This is a genomic window from Shewanella piezotolerans WP3 (assembly GCF_000014885.1).
GTDB lineage: Bacteria > Pseudomonadota > Gammaproteobacteria > Enterobacterales > Shewanellaceae > Shewanella > Shewanella piezotolerans.
Genome location: NC_011566.1, coordinates 5,289,091 through 5,303,621 on the forward strand (window position 1 = coordinate 5,289,091; position 14,531 = coordinate 5,303,621).

12 protein-coding genes are annotated in these 14,531 nt (G+C 42.8%); 10 read left to right on the plus strand and 2 right to left on the minus strand.

Translation table 11 applies throughout. The features are described from left to right. The first annotated feature begins 35 nt into the window (after positions 1-35). From tdh to SWP_RS22465, 4 genes are all read left to right on the plus strand, one after another. Positions 36-1,061 carry an L-threonine 3-dehydrogenase gene (tdh, locus tag SWP_RS22450; protein ID WP_044556196.1) on the plus strand — a complete coding sequence of 342 codons (1,026 nt, stop codon included), beginning with the start codon at positions 36-38 and terminating at the stop codon, positions 1,059-1,061. Positions 1,062-1,147: 86 nt separating this feature from the next. Then, on the plus strand, positions 1,148-1,456 hold the full coding sequence (glpE, locus tag SWP_RS22455) for a thiosulfate sulfurtransferase GlpE (RefSeq protein WP_020915010.1): 309 nt from the start codon (positions 1,148-1,150) through the stop codon (positions 1,454-1,456). A gap of 33 nt (positions 1,457-1,489) precedes the next feature. Beyond that, entirely contained in the window at positions 1,490-2,329 is an 840-nt protein-coding gene (gene glpG, locus SWP_RS22460; RefSeq protein ID WP_020915011.1) for a rhomboid family intramembrane serine protease GlpG, read from the plus strand. 155 nt (positions 2,330-2,484) lie between these two features. After that, the gene (locus tag SWP_RS22465; RefSeq protein WP_044556197.1) at positions 2,485-3,507 is read left to right on the plus strand and encodes a glycosyltransferase family 9 protein; all 1,023 of its coding nucleotides are present in this window, start codon (positions 2,485-2,487) and stop codon (positions 3,505-3,507) included. Positions 3,508-3,843: 336 nt separating this feature from the next. On the opposite strand, the gene elbB is transcribed toward SWP_RS22465, so the two are convergent. Continuing rightward, complete coding sequence (gene elbB / locus SWP_RS22470; RefSeq protein ID WP_020915013.1) at positions 3,844-4,500, minus strand: isoprenoid biosynthesis glyoxalase ElbB; 657 nt, start codon at positions 4,498-4,500, stop codon at positions 3,844-3,846. A 386-nt stretch (positions 4,501-4,886) separates the two neighbouring features. Between elbB and polA the strand changes: the two genes are divergently transcribed. Next, entirely contained in the window at positions 4,887-7,637 is a 2,751-nt protein-coding gene (gene polA / locus SWP_RS22475) for a DNA polymerase I (RefSeq protein WP_020915015.1), read from the plus strand. Positions 7,638-8,375: 738 nt separating this feature from the next. On the opposite strand, the gene yihA is transcribed toward polA, so the two are convergent. After that, on the minus strand, positions 8,376-9,050 hold the full coding sequence (gene yihA, locus SWP_RS22480; protein WP_020915016.1) for a ribosome biogenesis GTP-binding protein YihA/YsxC: 675 nt from the start codon (positions 9,048-9,050) through the stop codon (positions 8,376-8,378). Positions 9,051-9,219: 169 nt separating this feature from the next. Here yihA and SWP_RS22485 point away from each other — a divergent pair, with 169 nt between their 5' ends. The 5 genes from SWP_RS22485 (at position 9,220) to hemN (ending at position 14,512) form a co-directional block, all read left to right on the plus strand. Further along, positions 9,220-9,840, plus strand: a complete 621-nt coding sequence (locus tag SWP_RS22485) for a c-type cytochrome (RefSeq protein WP_020915017.1) — start codon at positions 9,220-9,222, stop codon at positions 9,838-9,840. Between the two features lie 1,210 nt (positions 9,841-11,050). Then, positions 11,051-11,728 carry a class I SAM-dependent methyltransferase gene (locus SWP_RS22490; protein WP_020915018.1) on the plus strand — a complete coding sequence of 226 codons (678 nt, stop codon included), beginning with the start codon at positions 11,051-11,053 and terminating at the stop codon, positions 11,726-11,728. A 45-nt stretch (positions 11,729-11,773) separates the two neighbouring features. Beyond that, a complete protein-coding gene (gene yihI / locus SWP_RS22495; RefSeq protein ID WP_020915019.1) occupies positions 11,774-12,304 on the plus strand; it encodes a Der GTPase-activating protein YihI in 531 nt (176 codons plus the stop codon). Positions 12,305-12,403: 99 nt separating this feature from the next. Next, positions 12,404-12,871, plus strand: coding sequence for a DUF2489 domain-containing protein (locus tag SWP_RS22500; RefSeq protein ID WP_020915020.1), 468 nt, complete (start codon positions 12,404-12,406; stop codon positions 12,869-12,871). Between the two features lie 264 nt (positions 12,872-13,135). Beyond that, a complete protein-coding gene (gene hemN / locus SWP_RS22505; RefSeq protein WP_020915021.1) occupies positions 13,136-14,512 on the plus strand; it encodes an oxygen-independent coproporphyrinogen III oxidase in 1,377 nt (458 codons plus the stop codon). The last annotated feature ends 19 nt before the right edge of the window (positions 14,513-14,531 follow it).

Here is a 14,531-nt window from a genome sequence, read left to right on the forward strand (position 1 = left end):
AGGTTAACAATAGTTGGCCTGGCATAGGTTATAAGATGAAAGCGCTTAGCAAACTAAAGCCTGAAGAAGGCATCTGGATGGTTGACGCCCCGAAACCTGAAATGGGCCACAACGATCTGCTGATTAAGATCCGTAAAACCGCCATCTGTGGCACCGATGTGCATATCTACAACTGGGACGAATGGTCGCAAAACACCATTCCAGTACCTATGGTCGTTGGCCATGAGTATGTGGGTGAAGTTGTCGATATGGGGCAAGAGGTTCGCGGCTTTACTATTGGTGACCGAGTATCTGGCGAAGGGCATATTACCTGTGGTCATTGCCGTAACTGTCGTGGTGGTCGTACTCATTTATGCCGTAACACATCTGGTGTTGGGGTTAACCGTGAAGGTGCATTCGCTGAATATTTAGTGATCCCAGCCTTTAACGCTTTTAAGATCCCAAATGATATCTCTGATGATTTAGCTGCTATTTTTGACCCATTTGGCAATGCTGTTCATACCGCATTATCATTTGATCTTGTCGGTGAAGATGTTCTGATTACCGGTGCAGGTCCGATTGGCATTATGGCTGCAGCAGTTTGTCGTCATGTAGGTGCGCGTCATGTGGTGATAACAGACGTAAACGAATACCGTCTCGAGCTGGCAGAAAAAATGGGCGCCACCCGTGCGGTCAACGTTGCCAAGGAAAGCTTGGAAGATGTCATGAACGAACTTGGCATGACTGAAGGCTTCGATGTAGGTCTTGAGATGTCAGGTGTACCGGCAGCCTTCCACTCAATGCTCGATACCATGAACCACGGTGGTAAAGTCGCTATGCTAGGTATTCCTGGTGGCGAAATGGCCATTGACTGGAGTAAAGTTATCTTTAAAGGGTTAATCATCAAAGGTATTTATGGCCGTGAGATGTTTGAGACTTGGTACAAGATGGCGAGCTTGATCCAATCAGGTTTAGATATTTCACCTATTATCACTCATCACTACAAGATAGATGACTTCCAACAAGGTTTTGATGCTATGCGATCAGGACAATCTGGAAAAGTGATCCTAAACTGGGATTAAATTGTATTTGGGGGCTAGCAAGATTGCTACCCCCTATTTATCTCAAAGCTACCGCGACTCACATATTCGATTAATGCAGGTTTTCTATGTCAGCGTTTCAACACTTAAGTGTAAATCAACTCATCCACATGCAAGAGGCCACAGCCGATTTGCAAATCGTCGACATAAGGGATGCAGCCAGCTTTGAGGCTGGACATATCGACAGCTCTTTTAACCTAAGTAATGAAAACATCAGCCATTTTATTGCCCAAGCCGACATGGATCAGCCTTTAATTGTTGTCTGCTATCACGGTATTAGTAGTCAAAGCGCTGCAACCTACCTAAATGAGCAAGGTTTTGATAATGTTTATAGCTTAGATGGCGGATATAGCGCTTGGCATCAAGCTAACACGTAATACTCCTTTGATTAATGACAGCAGGAGAGAGCGATGATTGAGATAGGCAGCTTACCCAATGGCAGAGCAGCGCAAGCCCTCATCGACTATCTTAAAGGGCAGAACATCACCTGTAGCATTATGCCCGCCGAACAAGGAGTGATGCTGGTACTGCACGATGAAACTCAACGGTCTCAAGTTCAACAAGAGTATCATGCGTTTCTTAGCAACCCTTATGACCAGAAGTATCTCGCTGCGTCATGGGAAAATGGTAGCACCCAGACCCAACTAGACTACGGCAATCCTGCTCTGCAGTTAGTCACCCAATTTATCACTGGCGCTGGCCCACTCACTTTGCTGGTATTTTTCAGTTGTTTAGTCATATATGCGGCCATGAATCTCGGCTTTGCCAACCCCATTTTTGAAAGTTTATCCTTCTTTGGCGCCACCTCACCCGTCTCACTCAATGAATTTTGGCGACTATTCACCCCAAGCCTTATCCATTTTTCAGCGATGCACATCATCTTCAACTTATTATGGTGGTGGTATTTAGGCGGTAAGATTGAGAATAAAATAGGCTTTAAACCGCTCTTTATACTGCTTTTAGTAGGCGGTACATTACCGAATATATTGCAATACTTTATGGCTGGCCCCAATTTCGGTGGGCTATCAGGAGTGGTATACGCCGTAGTCGGCTACACCTGGATTATGGGAGTTAAGCGTCCAGAATCAGGTATTGGGCTACCACCTGCTTACATCGGTTTTATGCTGCTATGGCTCGTCTTTGGCTTTACCGATATGTTCGGTCTTTCTATTGCTAATGGTGCACACCTCGGCGGGTTGCTGGTCGGTGTATTACAAGGTTTTATTGATAGTCGAAAAAAGTCTACTTAACAGCAATAGATGCGCGTCAATAAATGACCAATATGCTGCCATTGCTTGTCTGCTTGGCAGCTAAACCTCGTAGATGCCTTACAAACCCATAGACTCAATTGTCATCTTATGGGCAAACATGTATAACTAATTTTATTTTATTAAGGTTTCCATCCATGAAGCGGATATTGATTGTCAGAGTCGATAAGCTGGGTGATTTTTGTCATTCATTACCAGCAATATCATTGTTAAAACGTTCAATGCCCGACGCTCAGATCGATGTCATCGTTTCCCCCTTGATCCATTCATTGGCTTGTCAGTTCGACTGTATAGACAACCTACTTATTTATAAAAAAGATGATCCGAACCTCGTTGAGCTAATCAAAGCTAAAGGCTACGATGCAGCCATTGTGATGCATAGTCATAAAGATATGACCAAAGTCATTAAAGCCGCAGGCATTCCCTATCGACTAGGCCAGCGTAGAAAATGGTTCCAATACTTATATACCCATAGAGCGCCACTTAATCGCAGTGCATGTTTAAAACCTGAATGGCGCTACTGTACAGATCATATTGAGTACTTTTTATGCCAACAATATATTCCCCCAGCAGACATAAAATGGCGCTTATGGGATGTCAGCGAGGAGAGGGCTCAATGGCAACAGTTCTACGGTAAAACGGCTAATGAGAAGCTTATCTTTATTCATCCAGGTAGTGGTGGTTCTGAAGGTTCACTGTCTCCAGCGCAATTTGCCACCATGGCTGATGTTATCGCTAAAGAATCAGGTGTCGAAGTTAAATTTATCGTCACATTTGGGCCGACTGAAGAGCCTTTAGCTGCCAGTGTAGTCGAATTAATCACGGCTGATGGGCATGACGCACTCATGGCTAAACCGATAAAAGATATCGGCGAATTCTCTCGTTCGTTAGTCGCAGCAGATATGATGATTGCAGGCTCAACGGGTCCACTGCATGTGGCAAGTCTGCACAATGCCATTACGGTCGGTTTTTATCCTCACGGTTCAAGAGATGACAAAATCCGCTGGCAAACATTGAGCGATGACTACAAGCGATTGTCTTTTTCACCTCCTATGGGCGAGAGAACAGGCGAAGACCTTTCACTGATTGATGCTAAGTATGTTGGTAGCCAAGCAGCATTGAAGCTTAAGAGTCTAAACCCACTCAGTATAAACATTTGATCGCTCAGAGAGAGTTTAGCGGATTTGAAGTAAGGTCATTAAATGCTCCTCGGCAACGGCTCCTGCATTATTCTAGCTTCGAGCACTCTTGCTCTCGTACCTCCTGTATCAGACCTCCAAGGAGGGAGGGAATGCTAGGAGCATGCTAGGCCATGTCGTTTGCAATGAAGAACATAGTTATTCTAAGCTCAAGTTCATTAACCCAACATCAGAGCCGCTAAAACTCGCCTTTAGAAGTGTTTTTGGCCTGCTACTTCTTATACTGATTGGTCTAAGCTAAGACATTCACTCGTTACGCATTAAAGGTGCCAGTTAATGGCACCTTTTTCCCGCTTCTTACTCAGCCATTAATAACACTTGCCTAACCAACTTCTCAATACCTGCATGGGCTTCAATAATATTATCAGCGAGCATATAAGCTGGGGTGCTCACCACTTTATTGACCTCATCAACCACAATATCGTCTACGGCAGTAACTTGATGGCTGCCCCCTTGCAGCTCAAATGCCGCTGCAGTATCACAGTCTGAGCCAATAGTGCCTTTTACGCCTGCCTCATAACATTGCGGGATCATCACAGGTGATATGCAAATAAAGCCAACAGGCTTACTCGCTTGGGTAAATTGGCTAATGAACTGTTTAACACTCGGGTCGATAACATGATCCGCCCCCGCCAAAGCAAAATTACAAAGATTCTTCGCTGCACCAAAGCCACCAGGGATAATCAATGCATCAAATTCGCTAATAACTACATCTGTCACCGGCTTAATATCACCACGAGCAACTCTGGCTGACTCGACCAATACATTACGACTATCGGTTTCATCCGCCTCCCCAGTGAGATGATTAACCACATGTAACTGTGGGATATCAGGTGCGAAGCACTGGTAACATGCACCTGCACGGGCAATCTCTAACAAAGTTAAAACAGACTCATGTAGCTCCGTGCCATCGAAGACGCCACTACCACTTAAAAGAACTGCGACTTTTTTCATTAAAATCTCCATTTATATATCATATTGTTTTAACAAAATTGCAATAAAGCGCTTGATCAGATTAATTATCGTGCTAAGTTATCACTGCACTTTATCAAACGGTGAATATTTGACCAAGGAATAGGTTTATAAAACGAATAAAAATAAAAAGTCCACATTTATAGTTTAATTACTCAAAATAGCACCCACTTCACACAATTAGAATTTACCACTAAAATTCAACAACTTAACTCGCGCTCATTTTATAGCTAAAAATAAGTAATTTTTGGTTCTGCAGTTCCATGCACAGAGTTATCCACAGGCTTATCATTATTTATCCGTAGCTGAAACAGCGCTGATATGGCATGCTATCGCCATCATCGAAACGCGATAAATGAATACCTATTATGCCAAAAATTGCCGACAACCCTTTAGTCCTTGTGGATGGATCCTCATACCTTTACCGCGCCTATTATGCTCCGCCACATTTGACTAACTCTAAAGGTGAAGCAACGGGTGCTGTATATGGCGTGATAAACATGCTTCGCAGTCTGTTAAATCAATATAAACCTAGCCAAATGGCAGTTGTATTTGATGCAAAAGGCAAAACATTCCGTAACGACATGTATTCTGAATACAAGGCGCAGCGCCCACCAATGCCTGATGATCTCCGCGGCCAAATTGCACCACTGCATCAAATCATTAAAGCCCTCGGTTTACCACTAGTGTGTATTCCAGGTGTGGAAGCTGATGACGTCATAGGTACTATTGCCACCCAAGCCAGCAAAGAGGGACGTGCTGTACTCATTAGCACCGGTGATAAAGATATGGCTCAGTTGGTTGACGACAACGTCACTCTAATCAATACCATGACCAACACGGTAATGGGGCCTGCAGAGGTAACAGAGAAATTTGGAGTCGGCCCAGAGCTGATCATCGACTTACTTGCACTACAAGGTGATAAGGCCGATAACATACCCGGTCTACCAGGTGTGGGCGAGAAGACGGCGCTAGCAATGCTACTCGGTGTTGGTGGGGTTGATAATATTCTTGCCGCGCCTGAAAAGATGCCAGAACTGGGATTCCGTGGTTCGAAAACCATGCCAGCTAAAATTGCCGAACATGGTGATATGCTCAAACTGAGCTATGAGCTCGCCACCATTAAGCTTGATGTAGAACTTGAGCAAGATTGGCGCACCATGGATATTGAACCAGCTAATAAAGATGAGCTAGTTAAATGCTATGGCGAAATGGAGTTTAAGCGTTGGTTAGCGGAGGTACTAGATAACAAATCCACCGCCACCGCAGATGAAGACAACGATGAAGCCGTCGTTAAGCAAGATATTGAAGCCAAGTACGACACTATTTTATCTGTTGAGCAACTCGACAGCTGGATTGCAACACTTAGTAAAGCAGATCTCATTGCCATTGATACTGAGACCACAAGTCTCAACTACATGGAAGCTGAACTGGTTGGGATATCATTTGCAGTAGAAGCAGGCAAAGCCGCCTACCTGCCCTTGTCCCATGACTATGTAGATGCACCAGAGCAACTTGATAAAGCATTGGTTTTTGAGAAACTAACACCATTGTTAGAAAATGAAGCAATTAAAAAGGTTGGTCAAAACCTTAAATACGATATCAGCATTTTTGCTAATGCCGGTATTAAGCTCAAGGGTGTACAGTTCGATACCATGCTTGAATCGTACGTGTTTAACTCTGTCGCATCAAAACACAATATGGATGACTTAGCGCTTAAATATCTTGGCCATAAAAATATTAGTTTTGAAGAGATTGCCGGTAAAGGGGCTAAACAGCTCACTTTCAACCAGATCCCACTGGAAACCGCAGCGCCTTATGCGGCTGAAGACGCAGATATCACCCTAAGACTACATCAACACTTGTGGCCTCGATTAGAGAAGCTACCCCAGCTTGCCAGTGTGTTTACCGATATAGAACTACCGCTGATCGATATTCTATCAACAATTGAGCGTCAGGGCGTCCTCATTGATAGCATGTTGTTAGGCCAGCAAAGCGAAGAGCTTGCGCGTAAAATAGATGATCTTCAAACAAAAGCCCATGAAATTGCAGGTCAGCCATTTAATCTTGCATCGCCAAAACAGCTACAAGAGTTATTTTTCGAGAAGCTCGGTTACCCTATTATCAAGAAAACCCCAAAAGGTGCCCCTTCAACCGCTGAAGAGGTGTTAGTCGAATTAGCACTAGATTACCCACTGCCGAAAATCATCCTGGAGCACCGCAGTCTTGCCAAGCTAAAGAGCACATATACTGACAAGCTACCTTTAATGGTCAATGCCAAGTCAGGGCGAGTCCATACCAGCTACCACCAAGCGAATGCTGCTACAGGGCGCTTGTCTTCTAGTGAGCCGAACCTGCAGAACATCCCTATTAGAACCGAAGAGGGTCGCCGCATTCGCCATGCGTTTATCGCCCCTGAAGGCAGAAAAATACTTGCAGCCGATTACTCGCAAATCGAACTAAGGATCATGGCGCACCTATCGCAAGATAAAGGTCTGCTAACCGCGTTTGCTGAAGGCAAAGATATTCATAAAGCCACAGCAGCAGAGGTATTTGATGTGGATTTCAGTGAAGTCACTAGCGATCAACGTCGCCGTGCAAAAGCTGTCAACTTTGGTCTAATCTATGGCATGTCAGCTTTTGGTTTAGCCAAGCAGTTAGATATCCCTCGCGCGGAAGCACAACGTTATATCGATACCTACTTTAAGCGCTACCCAGGTGTACTCAACTACATGGAAGAGACTCGGGCTATTGCCACTGATCTGGGCTATGTATCGACACTATTTGGACGCCGGCTGTATTTACCTGCAATTAAAGATCGCAACGCAATGCGCAGGCAAGCTGCCGAACGCGCAGCAATCAACGCACCTATGCAAGGCACTGCTGCCGATATAATCAAAAAAGCGATGATTAATGTCGCTAAATGGATTGAGACCGAAACAAACGGTGAAATCACCATGATCATGCAGGTACACGATGAATTGGTGTTTGAGGTTGATGCTGATAAAGCTGACAGTTTGCAAGTTAAGATTTGTGAGTTAATGGCCGCGGCTGCAACACTTGATGTCGAACTGCTTGCTGAAGCTGGTATTGGTGACAATTGGGAGCAGGCGCACTAAATTGACAGCGACAGCTTAGGGGTGATCAAATCTCGCCTAACCAATCACATTAAGTTAAGCCCGATAGAGCTGATTGCTTTCAATCAGCTCTATTAATCTAGCCATCAGCATTACATTAAACTCAAGCTGCCAATCTAATCCTAACAGCCCCTTGTAAAAAACGGCTAACCAATTCGCCCGCTGAATAGAAAATCAAAAATCTATCTCGCCAATCAATTGTTCAATTAGAAAGCAATGCAAGCCTATGTTTTTAAATCAGTAATATGAAATATACTGATCAGAATATGTATTTTTATTGAACGATTCTTGAGATCGGCGTCACATTATTGTGTGTTTTTTACAAAAACTGTTTTTCATAATACGGTTAATAGGGTAATATTCTCTGCGTAGGGTACAGAGGTTAAGATGTTCTATCTTTCAGACCTTTTTTTAAATTCGCTGATTTGAAGTGAATTGCCAAATTATGGCGCCCCAGCAGATCTAATCTGCTGGGGCTTTTTTTCGTCTTAAATTAATTTTAGAGTAATTACTTTAATTCGACTAAAAAAAGGGTTATGCTGTGTTCATTAAGCACTATCAACATAGTTTGGTAGGTCTTGAGTCTTGTTGAATTTAGCTTCTCCCCAAAAGAGCTAATTTACGCCGATGGTTTATTCCGTCGGTTTTTTTTTGGCTAAAAAAAACGCCCCTATCATTAGGAGCGTTATTCATATTAGAATTCTTACAGTGACTAGATTGCTACTTACCTGACTCAATCTGAGCTTCAATCGACTCAGCAGTCAACTGCTCTTGCAACCACTCTGGTTTGCACCACTGGTCAAGAATACCCAAAACTTTGCCTTTGCCAATCCCTTTCAATGAAGAAAAGGCTTCTACTTTTACGGCATCGTCAAAGTTGCTCAACTTTTTTCGAACCTCATTAACCATCTTCATTCTGGCACTTTGACCCAACTTATCAGCCTTGGTCAATAGTGCTAAAACGGGAATATCGCTCTCTACCGCCCACTCAATCATCTGCATATCAAGATCTTTCAGTGGATGACGAATATCCATCAAAACTACAACGCCACTTAAACATTCTCGCTTAAGTAAGTATTCACCTAGCGCCTGCTGCCACTTCTTTTTTAGTGCCAATGGAACTTGAGCAAAACCATAACCCGGCAAATCCACCAAACGGCGATGTTTGTCTAGTTTAAACACGTTAATCAACTGCGTTCGACCAGGCGTTTTACTGGTACGTGCAATTTTTTGCTCCGTTAATAGATTTAGCGCACTGGACTTACCTGCGTTCGAACGACCCGCAAAGGCTATCTCCACCCCAACGTCACCTGGGAGGTATTCATTTAAGTGCGCAATGTCCGGCGCACTAATTAAAAACTCTGCTTTACGGAAATCGATACGAGATTCACTCACAATTAACTCCAAAATTTTCTCAACTAACTCTGTTAAATATCGAAGAGTTGCTTACATTTTCACAATTTCGTGTAAAATATTACCCCGATCACATAAAATACATTTTATCACGCTTGCGGGTCTTCCTAGTAAGCTCAGGACAAATATTTTAATAAGAAGTTGGAACGCCATGAAAAAGTTAGCTCTTGCGCTGTCTGTTTTAGCCACAATGTCTTCACCTGTAATGGCTGAAGGTAATGCTGAAGCAGGAAAAACCAAAGCCATTGTTTGTTCTGCTTGTCACGGTGTTGACGGCAACAGCATGATAGACATGTACCCTAAACTTGCTGGTCAGCAAACGACCTATATCGAAAAGCAACTACATGATTTCCGCAGCGCGGCAAAATCAGGTGGTAAAGAAGGCCGAGCAGACCCAATCATGGGCGGCATGGCTATGATGCTTAGCGACGAAGATATCTCTGATATCGCAGCATTCTATGCAAGTCAAACCAAACAAGTTATCGAAGTTAAAGATGTTCCTGCTTTAGGTGAACAGCTTTACAAAGGCGGTGACTCTGCTCGTGGCATTACAGCATGTATTGCTTGTCACGGACCTGAAGGTAAAGGATCTGAAGCTGCAGGTTTCCCTGATGTTAGCGGACAACACGCTAATTACATCAAGATCCAGCTAAATAAGTTTCATGATACAAATCGTAACAACGATTTAAATGGCATGATGCAAGATATTGCTAAGAAGCTAAATGCTGACGATATGGACGCATTATCTAAATATATATCAAGCCTTAAGTAAATATTAGTTAATACTAAAAGGACAGCAATGCTGTCCTTTTTTATTTCATCTAGTTAACGTTTACGTAAACTACCAGTAAAAACTTACTTGACAGTGATCACAGATTTCGGTTTAATGAGCCCCGTACCGAGATGAACCCAACTGTTAGTACAAAAATTATTTAATAATAACTTGCAGATTTTGGTATTTTTACATTTAAGATATAAGAATAAATTAACGAAATAATAATAATATTATTGAGACCACTCACTAAAAATAATAAGAGCAGAGATTTCAGTTTGAAGTCCCGGTCGTAAGAATTTTAGTAAGGATTTGGTTAGGAAGGCCAAAGCGCTATTTAGCATTTACCCTTACATTCAGAGAAACGCGCACCAATAGGAGAATGTTTGTAGGATACAAACATTGGCATAGGAAGCTAATTGCTTTGGATGCACTCGCTGGAAGCTTGTTATCACTGGAAGATACTTAGATACACCTAACAAGGATGGTTACTTAGGCGTCATTGATAGACGATAGGATTGTGATGTGTCATGAAGACCATCTACGGAAGCTGTGGTCAGGAAGACAACAGGACTAAAAATAAAGTGTCGGGAAGACCATAAACTAAAATAATTGCACGGAAAGCAATAAAAATAAGACGAATATTGACCGGGATAGTCACTAGCAAGTACGGATACTTGAAATAAGAATTGGTGCTAATTGCACTTTTATAGGCGACAGTTTATCTGTCGCCTTTTTTATTGCCTAAAATACACCAATCTTTATACTGGTTTATCCTCATACCAATTGCATTAAAAGTTTGACCATTCAGCGGGAATTCAAAACGCTGTAGGCAAGTAGTGGAATTTGAGCTAATAGTTATTCTCGGCTCTGGCATCCTGCTTCGCTCTACCTCCTAAATCCATTTAGTCGTATATCCAAATCCCATAGCGAAGCATACAGCGTTTTGAAACCCGCACTACGTGAGCCCCTCAGTCTTTCCACTTCTGCTTTGCATTGGCTTAAAAGGGAATAACCATTTCTTTACCAATGCGCTTTGAATTGAAAAGGCTGAGGGGCTCTGAACTGGTCAAATACTTAATGCAATTGGTATCACTCAAACAATTGGTTTATATGTTAATATCAAGTCAAGTTGTTGAGTGGCTACTCTCTCTTTTCTTCAACAGCCTTTGCGGCTATTCTCACCATTAATGTAGCTGGAGTCGTTTTAATGCGTCGATGTCCATTATGCTTTAGTGACAACAATCAGATATTTTTTGAGAATAAAAAACGCTGCTTATACCGCTGTCACCAATGTGAACTGGTGTTTGCAGACGCAAATTCACACCTGCCACACACCGCAGAACTGCAAAAGTATCGCTTAGCCAACAACAAGCAAAAATCGCTATCTCAATTTCTATTCGATTTAGTATTGCAATGTGAAACCACAGACCACTCTCTGCTTGGGCTCAATTTTGGTAGAACTCTTAATCCCAAAAATTTACGAAGAGTGACTGAGCGCGGCCACCAAATAAACCAGTATGATCCCAGCCTTGCCCCGTGGACTAAGCAGCTAAACCTGCAATATGACTTCATCTGTTGTTATCGCGTATTTGAACATTTTAAGTTCCCGCGCAAAGAGTGGACCCTGCTATGTGAGCGAGTTAAGCCGGGGGGGTGGATTGCGATTAACACGCCATTACTTACCGATTTAGCTGGATTTGATAAATGGCATTATAAGAACAACCTTACCCACGTAAGCTTTTACCAACAGCAAAGTTTCAAATATCTGGCTGAAAATGACGGTTTTAAGCTATTATTTGCAGCAAACGATCTCATTCTGGTGCAAAAACCATCAGGATCTGGTATAACACGCGACCAAACTTCAATTGTTGATAGAGACAACTAGTTCTGTCAGCAGCAGAGTCTTTTAAGTTATCGAGATAAGCGAATCATGTCCCGTAGTAAGAAAACGCGTAAGAGCAACGAAAATGCTCCAAAATTAGCTCCAAGAACCAAGAAGCACGAACGAGTTCTTGCGGGTAAAAAACAGGTTGCTGGCAATAAAGCGGGAAGCCGTCACAACGCTTCGATGATTGAAAACCAAGCCAATGGGGGCAGCGCCAAAAACAGCGACCCTCGTCATGGCAGCAAGAAACCTGTTCAGCTCAATATTGTTAAAGAGAAAAAAGTAGAGAGTAAGCCTAAAGGGCCGAAACTGACTGATGAACAGAAGTTATTAAAGCTTGAGGAAGATCCTAGGCTCAATAGCCTGCTAGACATGCTTGAAGAGGGTAAGAGCCTTAACCAAGATGACCAGAAGTGGTTAGATAAGCAATTAACTCAAATTGAAACTCTGTTAGATAAGCTCGGCTTATCTGATGAAGAGGAGCAACCTAAAGCGAAGAAAGCAGTCTCTGATGACGACCTATTCGACAAGTTTGAATCTGGTGCCGATCTGCTAAAAGATTACCAGAACGACTAGCTCTCAATATACCGACACTTTATGGCATCTTTATTGATGCCATATTTTTATCTGCTATCCAATTAATTAGAACGCTTTTTAACCGCAACAGGACCTAGCATGACCACAGCGCTTATTGTTATTGGCTTTTTTATACTCGTTGCACTCACCGCTTATGCGACCTCGCTACTGCTGCGCTTACGCAAGCAAAACCAAGCTAGGGCAAAGCAGCAACAACAGCAAGCTGAAGCCGCTAAAGCAAAGTCTGAAGAGTTGCTAGACAGCATTCGCTACATCGCAGCAGCCATGCTAGAAGAGCGTTGCGAGCTTTCTGAAGGAGTAATGCGTATCGCCAAACTATTCAATTTGGTAGGTATGTCAGAACTTGTTAGCGAGAAGTACCCTGCGACTTTCAAACATTTTGAAGTAATAAAAGAGCATCCAATTAAAGAGCAGCGTAAAACGCTGTCAAAACAACAACGCATGAAGCTCGACTATACTCGTATGAAATCAGAAGCAGAGCTCGAAGTTCAAATACTCGAAGAGGCTAAACAACTTAGCGAATTCGATGCAGCGTCACTGCACTAATCAGCATCAACAACTATGGTTAAAGCTTGTACTATCTCTCTATCTAGATTCTACCCAGATCGCACTTATAGAAGATTTTAATAATATTGGGTGAGTCTGTGCACAAAATCTACTTAACAGCGCAGACATAGAGCTTAAATTCAGCGATATTCTGTTGCTCTTTGTTACCCACATTCCAAATTTACAACATGGATCAAGGTTATTGCACTAATTACGATGCATACTTCACATGTTGCTAAATTACTAAACGTCGGAGGACATGCCTTGAAGCAGCCCACACAAATTAGCTGGGATCAGTCAATGATCGAAAAGTACAATTATAGCGGACCGCGTTATACCTCTTACCCGACGGCGCTAGAGTTCGACGATTCGTTTACCGAAGATCAATTGCTGACCTCCATCAAAAATAGCAAAAGTGATAAGCTTTCTCTTTATATTCATATCCCATTTTGCGCAAAGCTTTGTTACTACTGTGGCTGTAATAAGGTCATCACACGCCACCAACATAAAGCTGATCAGTACATTGAATACCTAGCAGCTGAAATTGTTAAGCGTGCGCCGTTATTCAAAGACTATTTAGTCACCCAAATTCACTGGGGTGGCGGTACACCAACATTCTTGACTCCAGAGCAAATCCTAACATTATCTGCACTTGTTAAAGCTAACTTTAACGTAGCAGAAGTCGGCGAGTACTCAATTGAAGTCGACCCACGTGAAATTGAGCTGTCTATGCTAGACACCCTAAAAGAAGCGGGCTTCAACCGTATCTCTATTGGTGTGCAAGATTTCAATAAGAAAGTACAAATTGCGGTTAACCGTGAACAAGATGAACAGTTCATTTTTGACCTGATGGCACGCGCAAAAGAGCTTGGCTTTGTTTCTACTAACATCGACCTTATCTACGGCTTGCCTCACCAGACACCAGAGACCTTTGCAGAAACCATGCAACGCGTACTCGATCTCGATCCAGATCGTTTATCTGTCTTTAACTATGCTCACCTGCCATCACGTTTTGCAGCGCAGCGTAAGATTAAAGATGAAGACTTAGCGTCTCCACAGCAAAAGCTAGATATGTTGCATCAAACAATCGAAACCTTAACGGGCGCCGGTTACCAATATATCGGTATGGACCACTTTGCTAAACCAGATGATGAATTATCAATTCTTCAAAATGAAGGTCGCTTGCACCGTAACTTCCAAGGCTACACGACCCAAGAAGAATGTGACCTACTTGGTTTAGGTGTTTCTTCAATTAGCCAGATTGGCGATTGTTACGCACAAAACCAAAAAGATGTCCGTCCTTACTTCGAATCTATCGATGCTAACGGCCATGCACTTTGGAAAGGTTGTGGCTTAAACCGTGACGATGAAATTCGTCGCGTAGTGATTAAGCAGCTTATCTGTCACTTCGACCTAGATATGGCACAAATTGAAGAGAAGCTGAATATCAACTTCGAAGAGTACTTTGTAGAAGACTTAAAGCTACTGCAAACGTTCATTGACGATAAGCTAGTCGACATCACAGATAGAAAGATCACCATCAGCCCAACTGGCCGCTTGTTGATCCGTAACATCTGTATCTGTTTTGATGTTTACTACCGTGAGAAAGCAAGACAGCAGCAGTTCTCACGCGTTATCTAGTCTTATACTAATTAGCATT

What these genes read in the sequence shown, in the direction of transcription:
- polA (WP_020915015.1), top strand. Translation starts at nt 4,887, where the DNA reads ATGCCAAAAATTGCCGACAACCCTTTAGTCCTTGTGGATGGATCCTCA.
- tdh (WP_044556196.1), top strand. Translation starts at nt 36, where the DNA reads ATGAAAGCGCTTAGCAAACTAAAGCCTGAAGAAGGCATCTGGATGGTT.
- SWP_RS22485 (WP_020915017.1), top strand. Translation starts at nt 9,220, where the DNA reads ATGAAAAAGTTAGCTCTTGCGCTGTCTGTTTTAGCCACAATGTCTTCA.
- SWP_RS22500 (WP_020915020.1), top strand. Translation starts at nt 12,404, where the DNA reads ATGACCACAGCGCTTATTGTTATTGGCTTTTTTATACTCGTTGCACTC.
- elbB (WP_020915013.1), bottom strand. Translation starts at nt 4,500, where the DNA reads ATGAAAAAAGTCGCAGTTCTTTTAAGTGGTAGTGGCGTCTTCGATGGC.
- SWP_RS22490 (WP_020915018.1), top strand. Translation starts at nt 11,051, where the DNA reads ATGCGTCGATGTCCATTATGCTTTAGTGACAACAATCAGATATTTTTT.
- yihI (WP_020915019.1), top strand. Translation starts at nt 11,774, where the DNA reads ATGTCCCGTAGTAAGAAAACGCGTAAGAGCAACGAAAATGCTCCAAAA.
- glpG (WP_020915011.1), top strand. Translation starts at nt 1,490, where the DNA reads ATGATTGAGATAGGCAGCTTACCCAATGGCAGAGCAGCGCAAGCCCTC.
- glpE (WP_020915010.1), top strand. Translation starts at nt 1,148, where the DNA reads ATGTCAGCGTTTCAACACTTAAGTGTAAATCAACTCATCCACATGCAA.
- SWP_RS22465 (WP_044556197.1), top strand. Translation starts at nt 2,485, where the DNA reads ATGAAGCGGATATTGATTGTCAGAGTCGATAAGCTGGGTGATTTTTGT.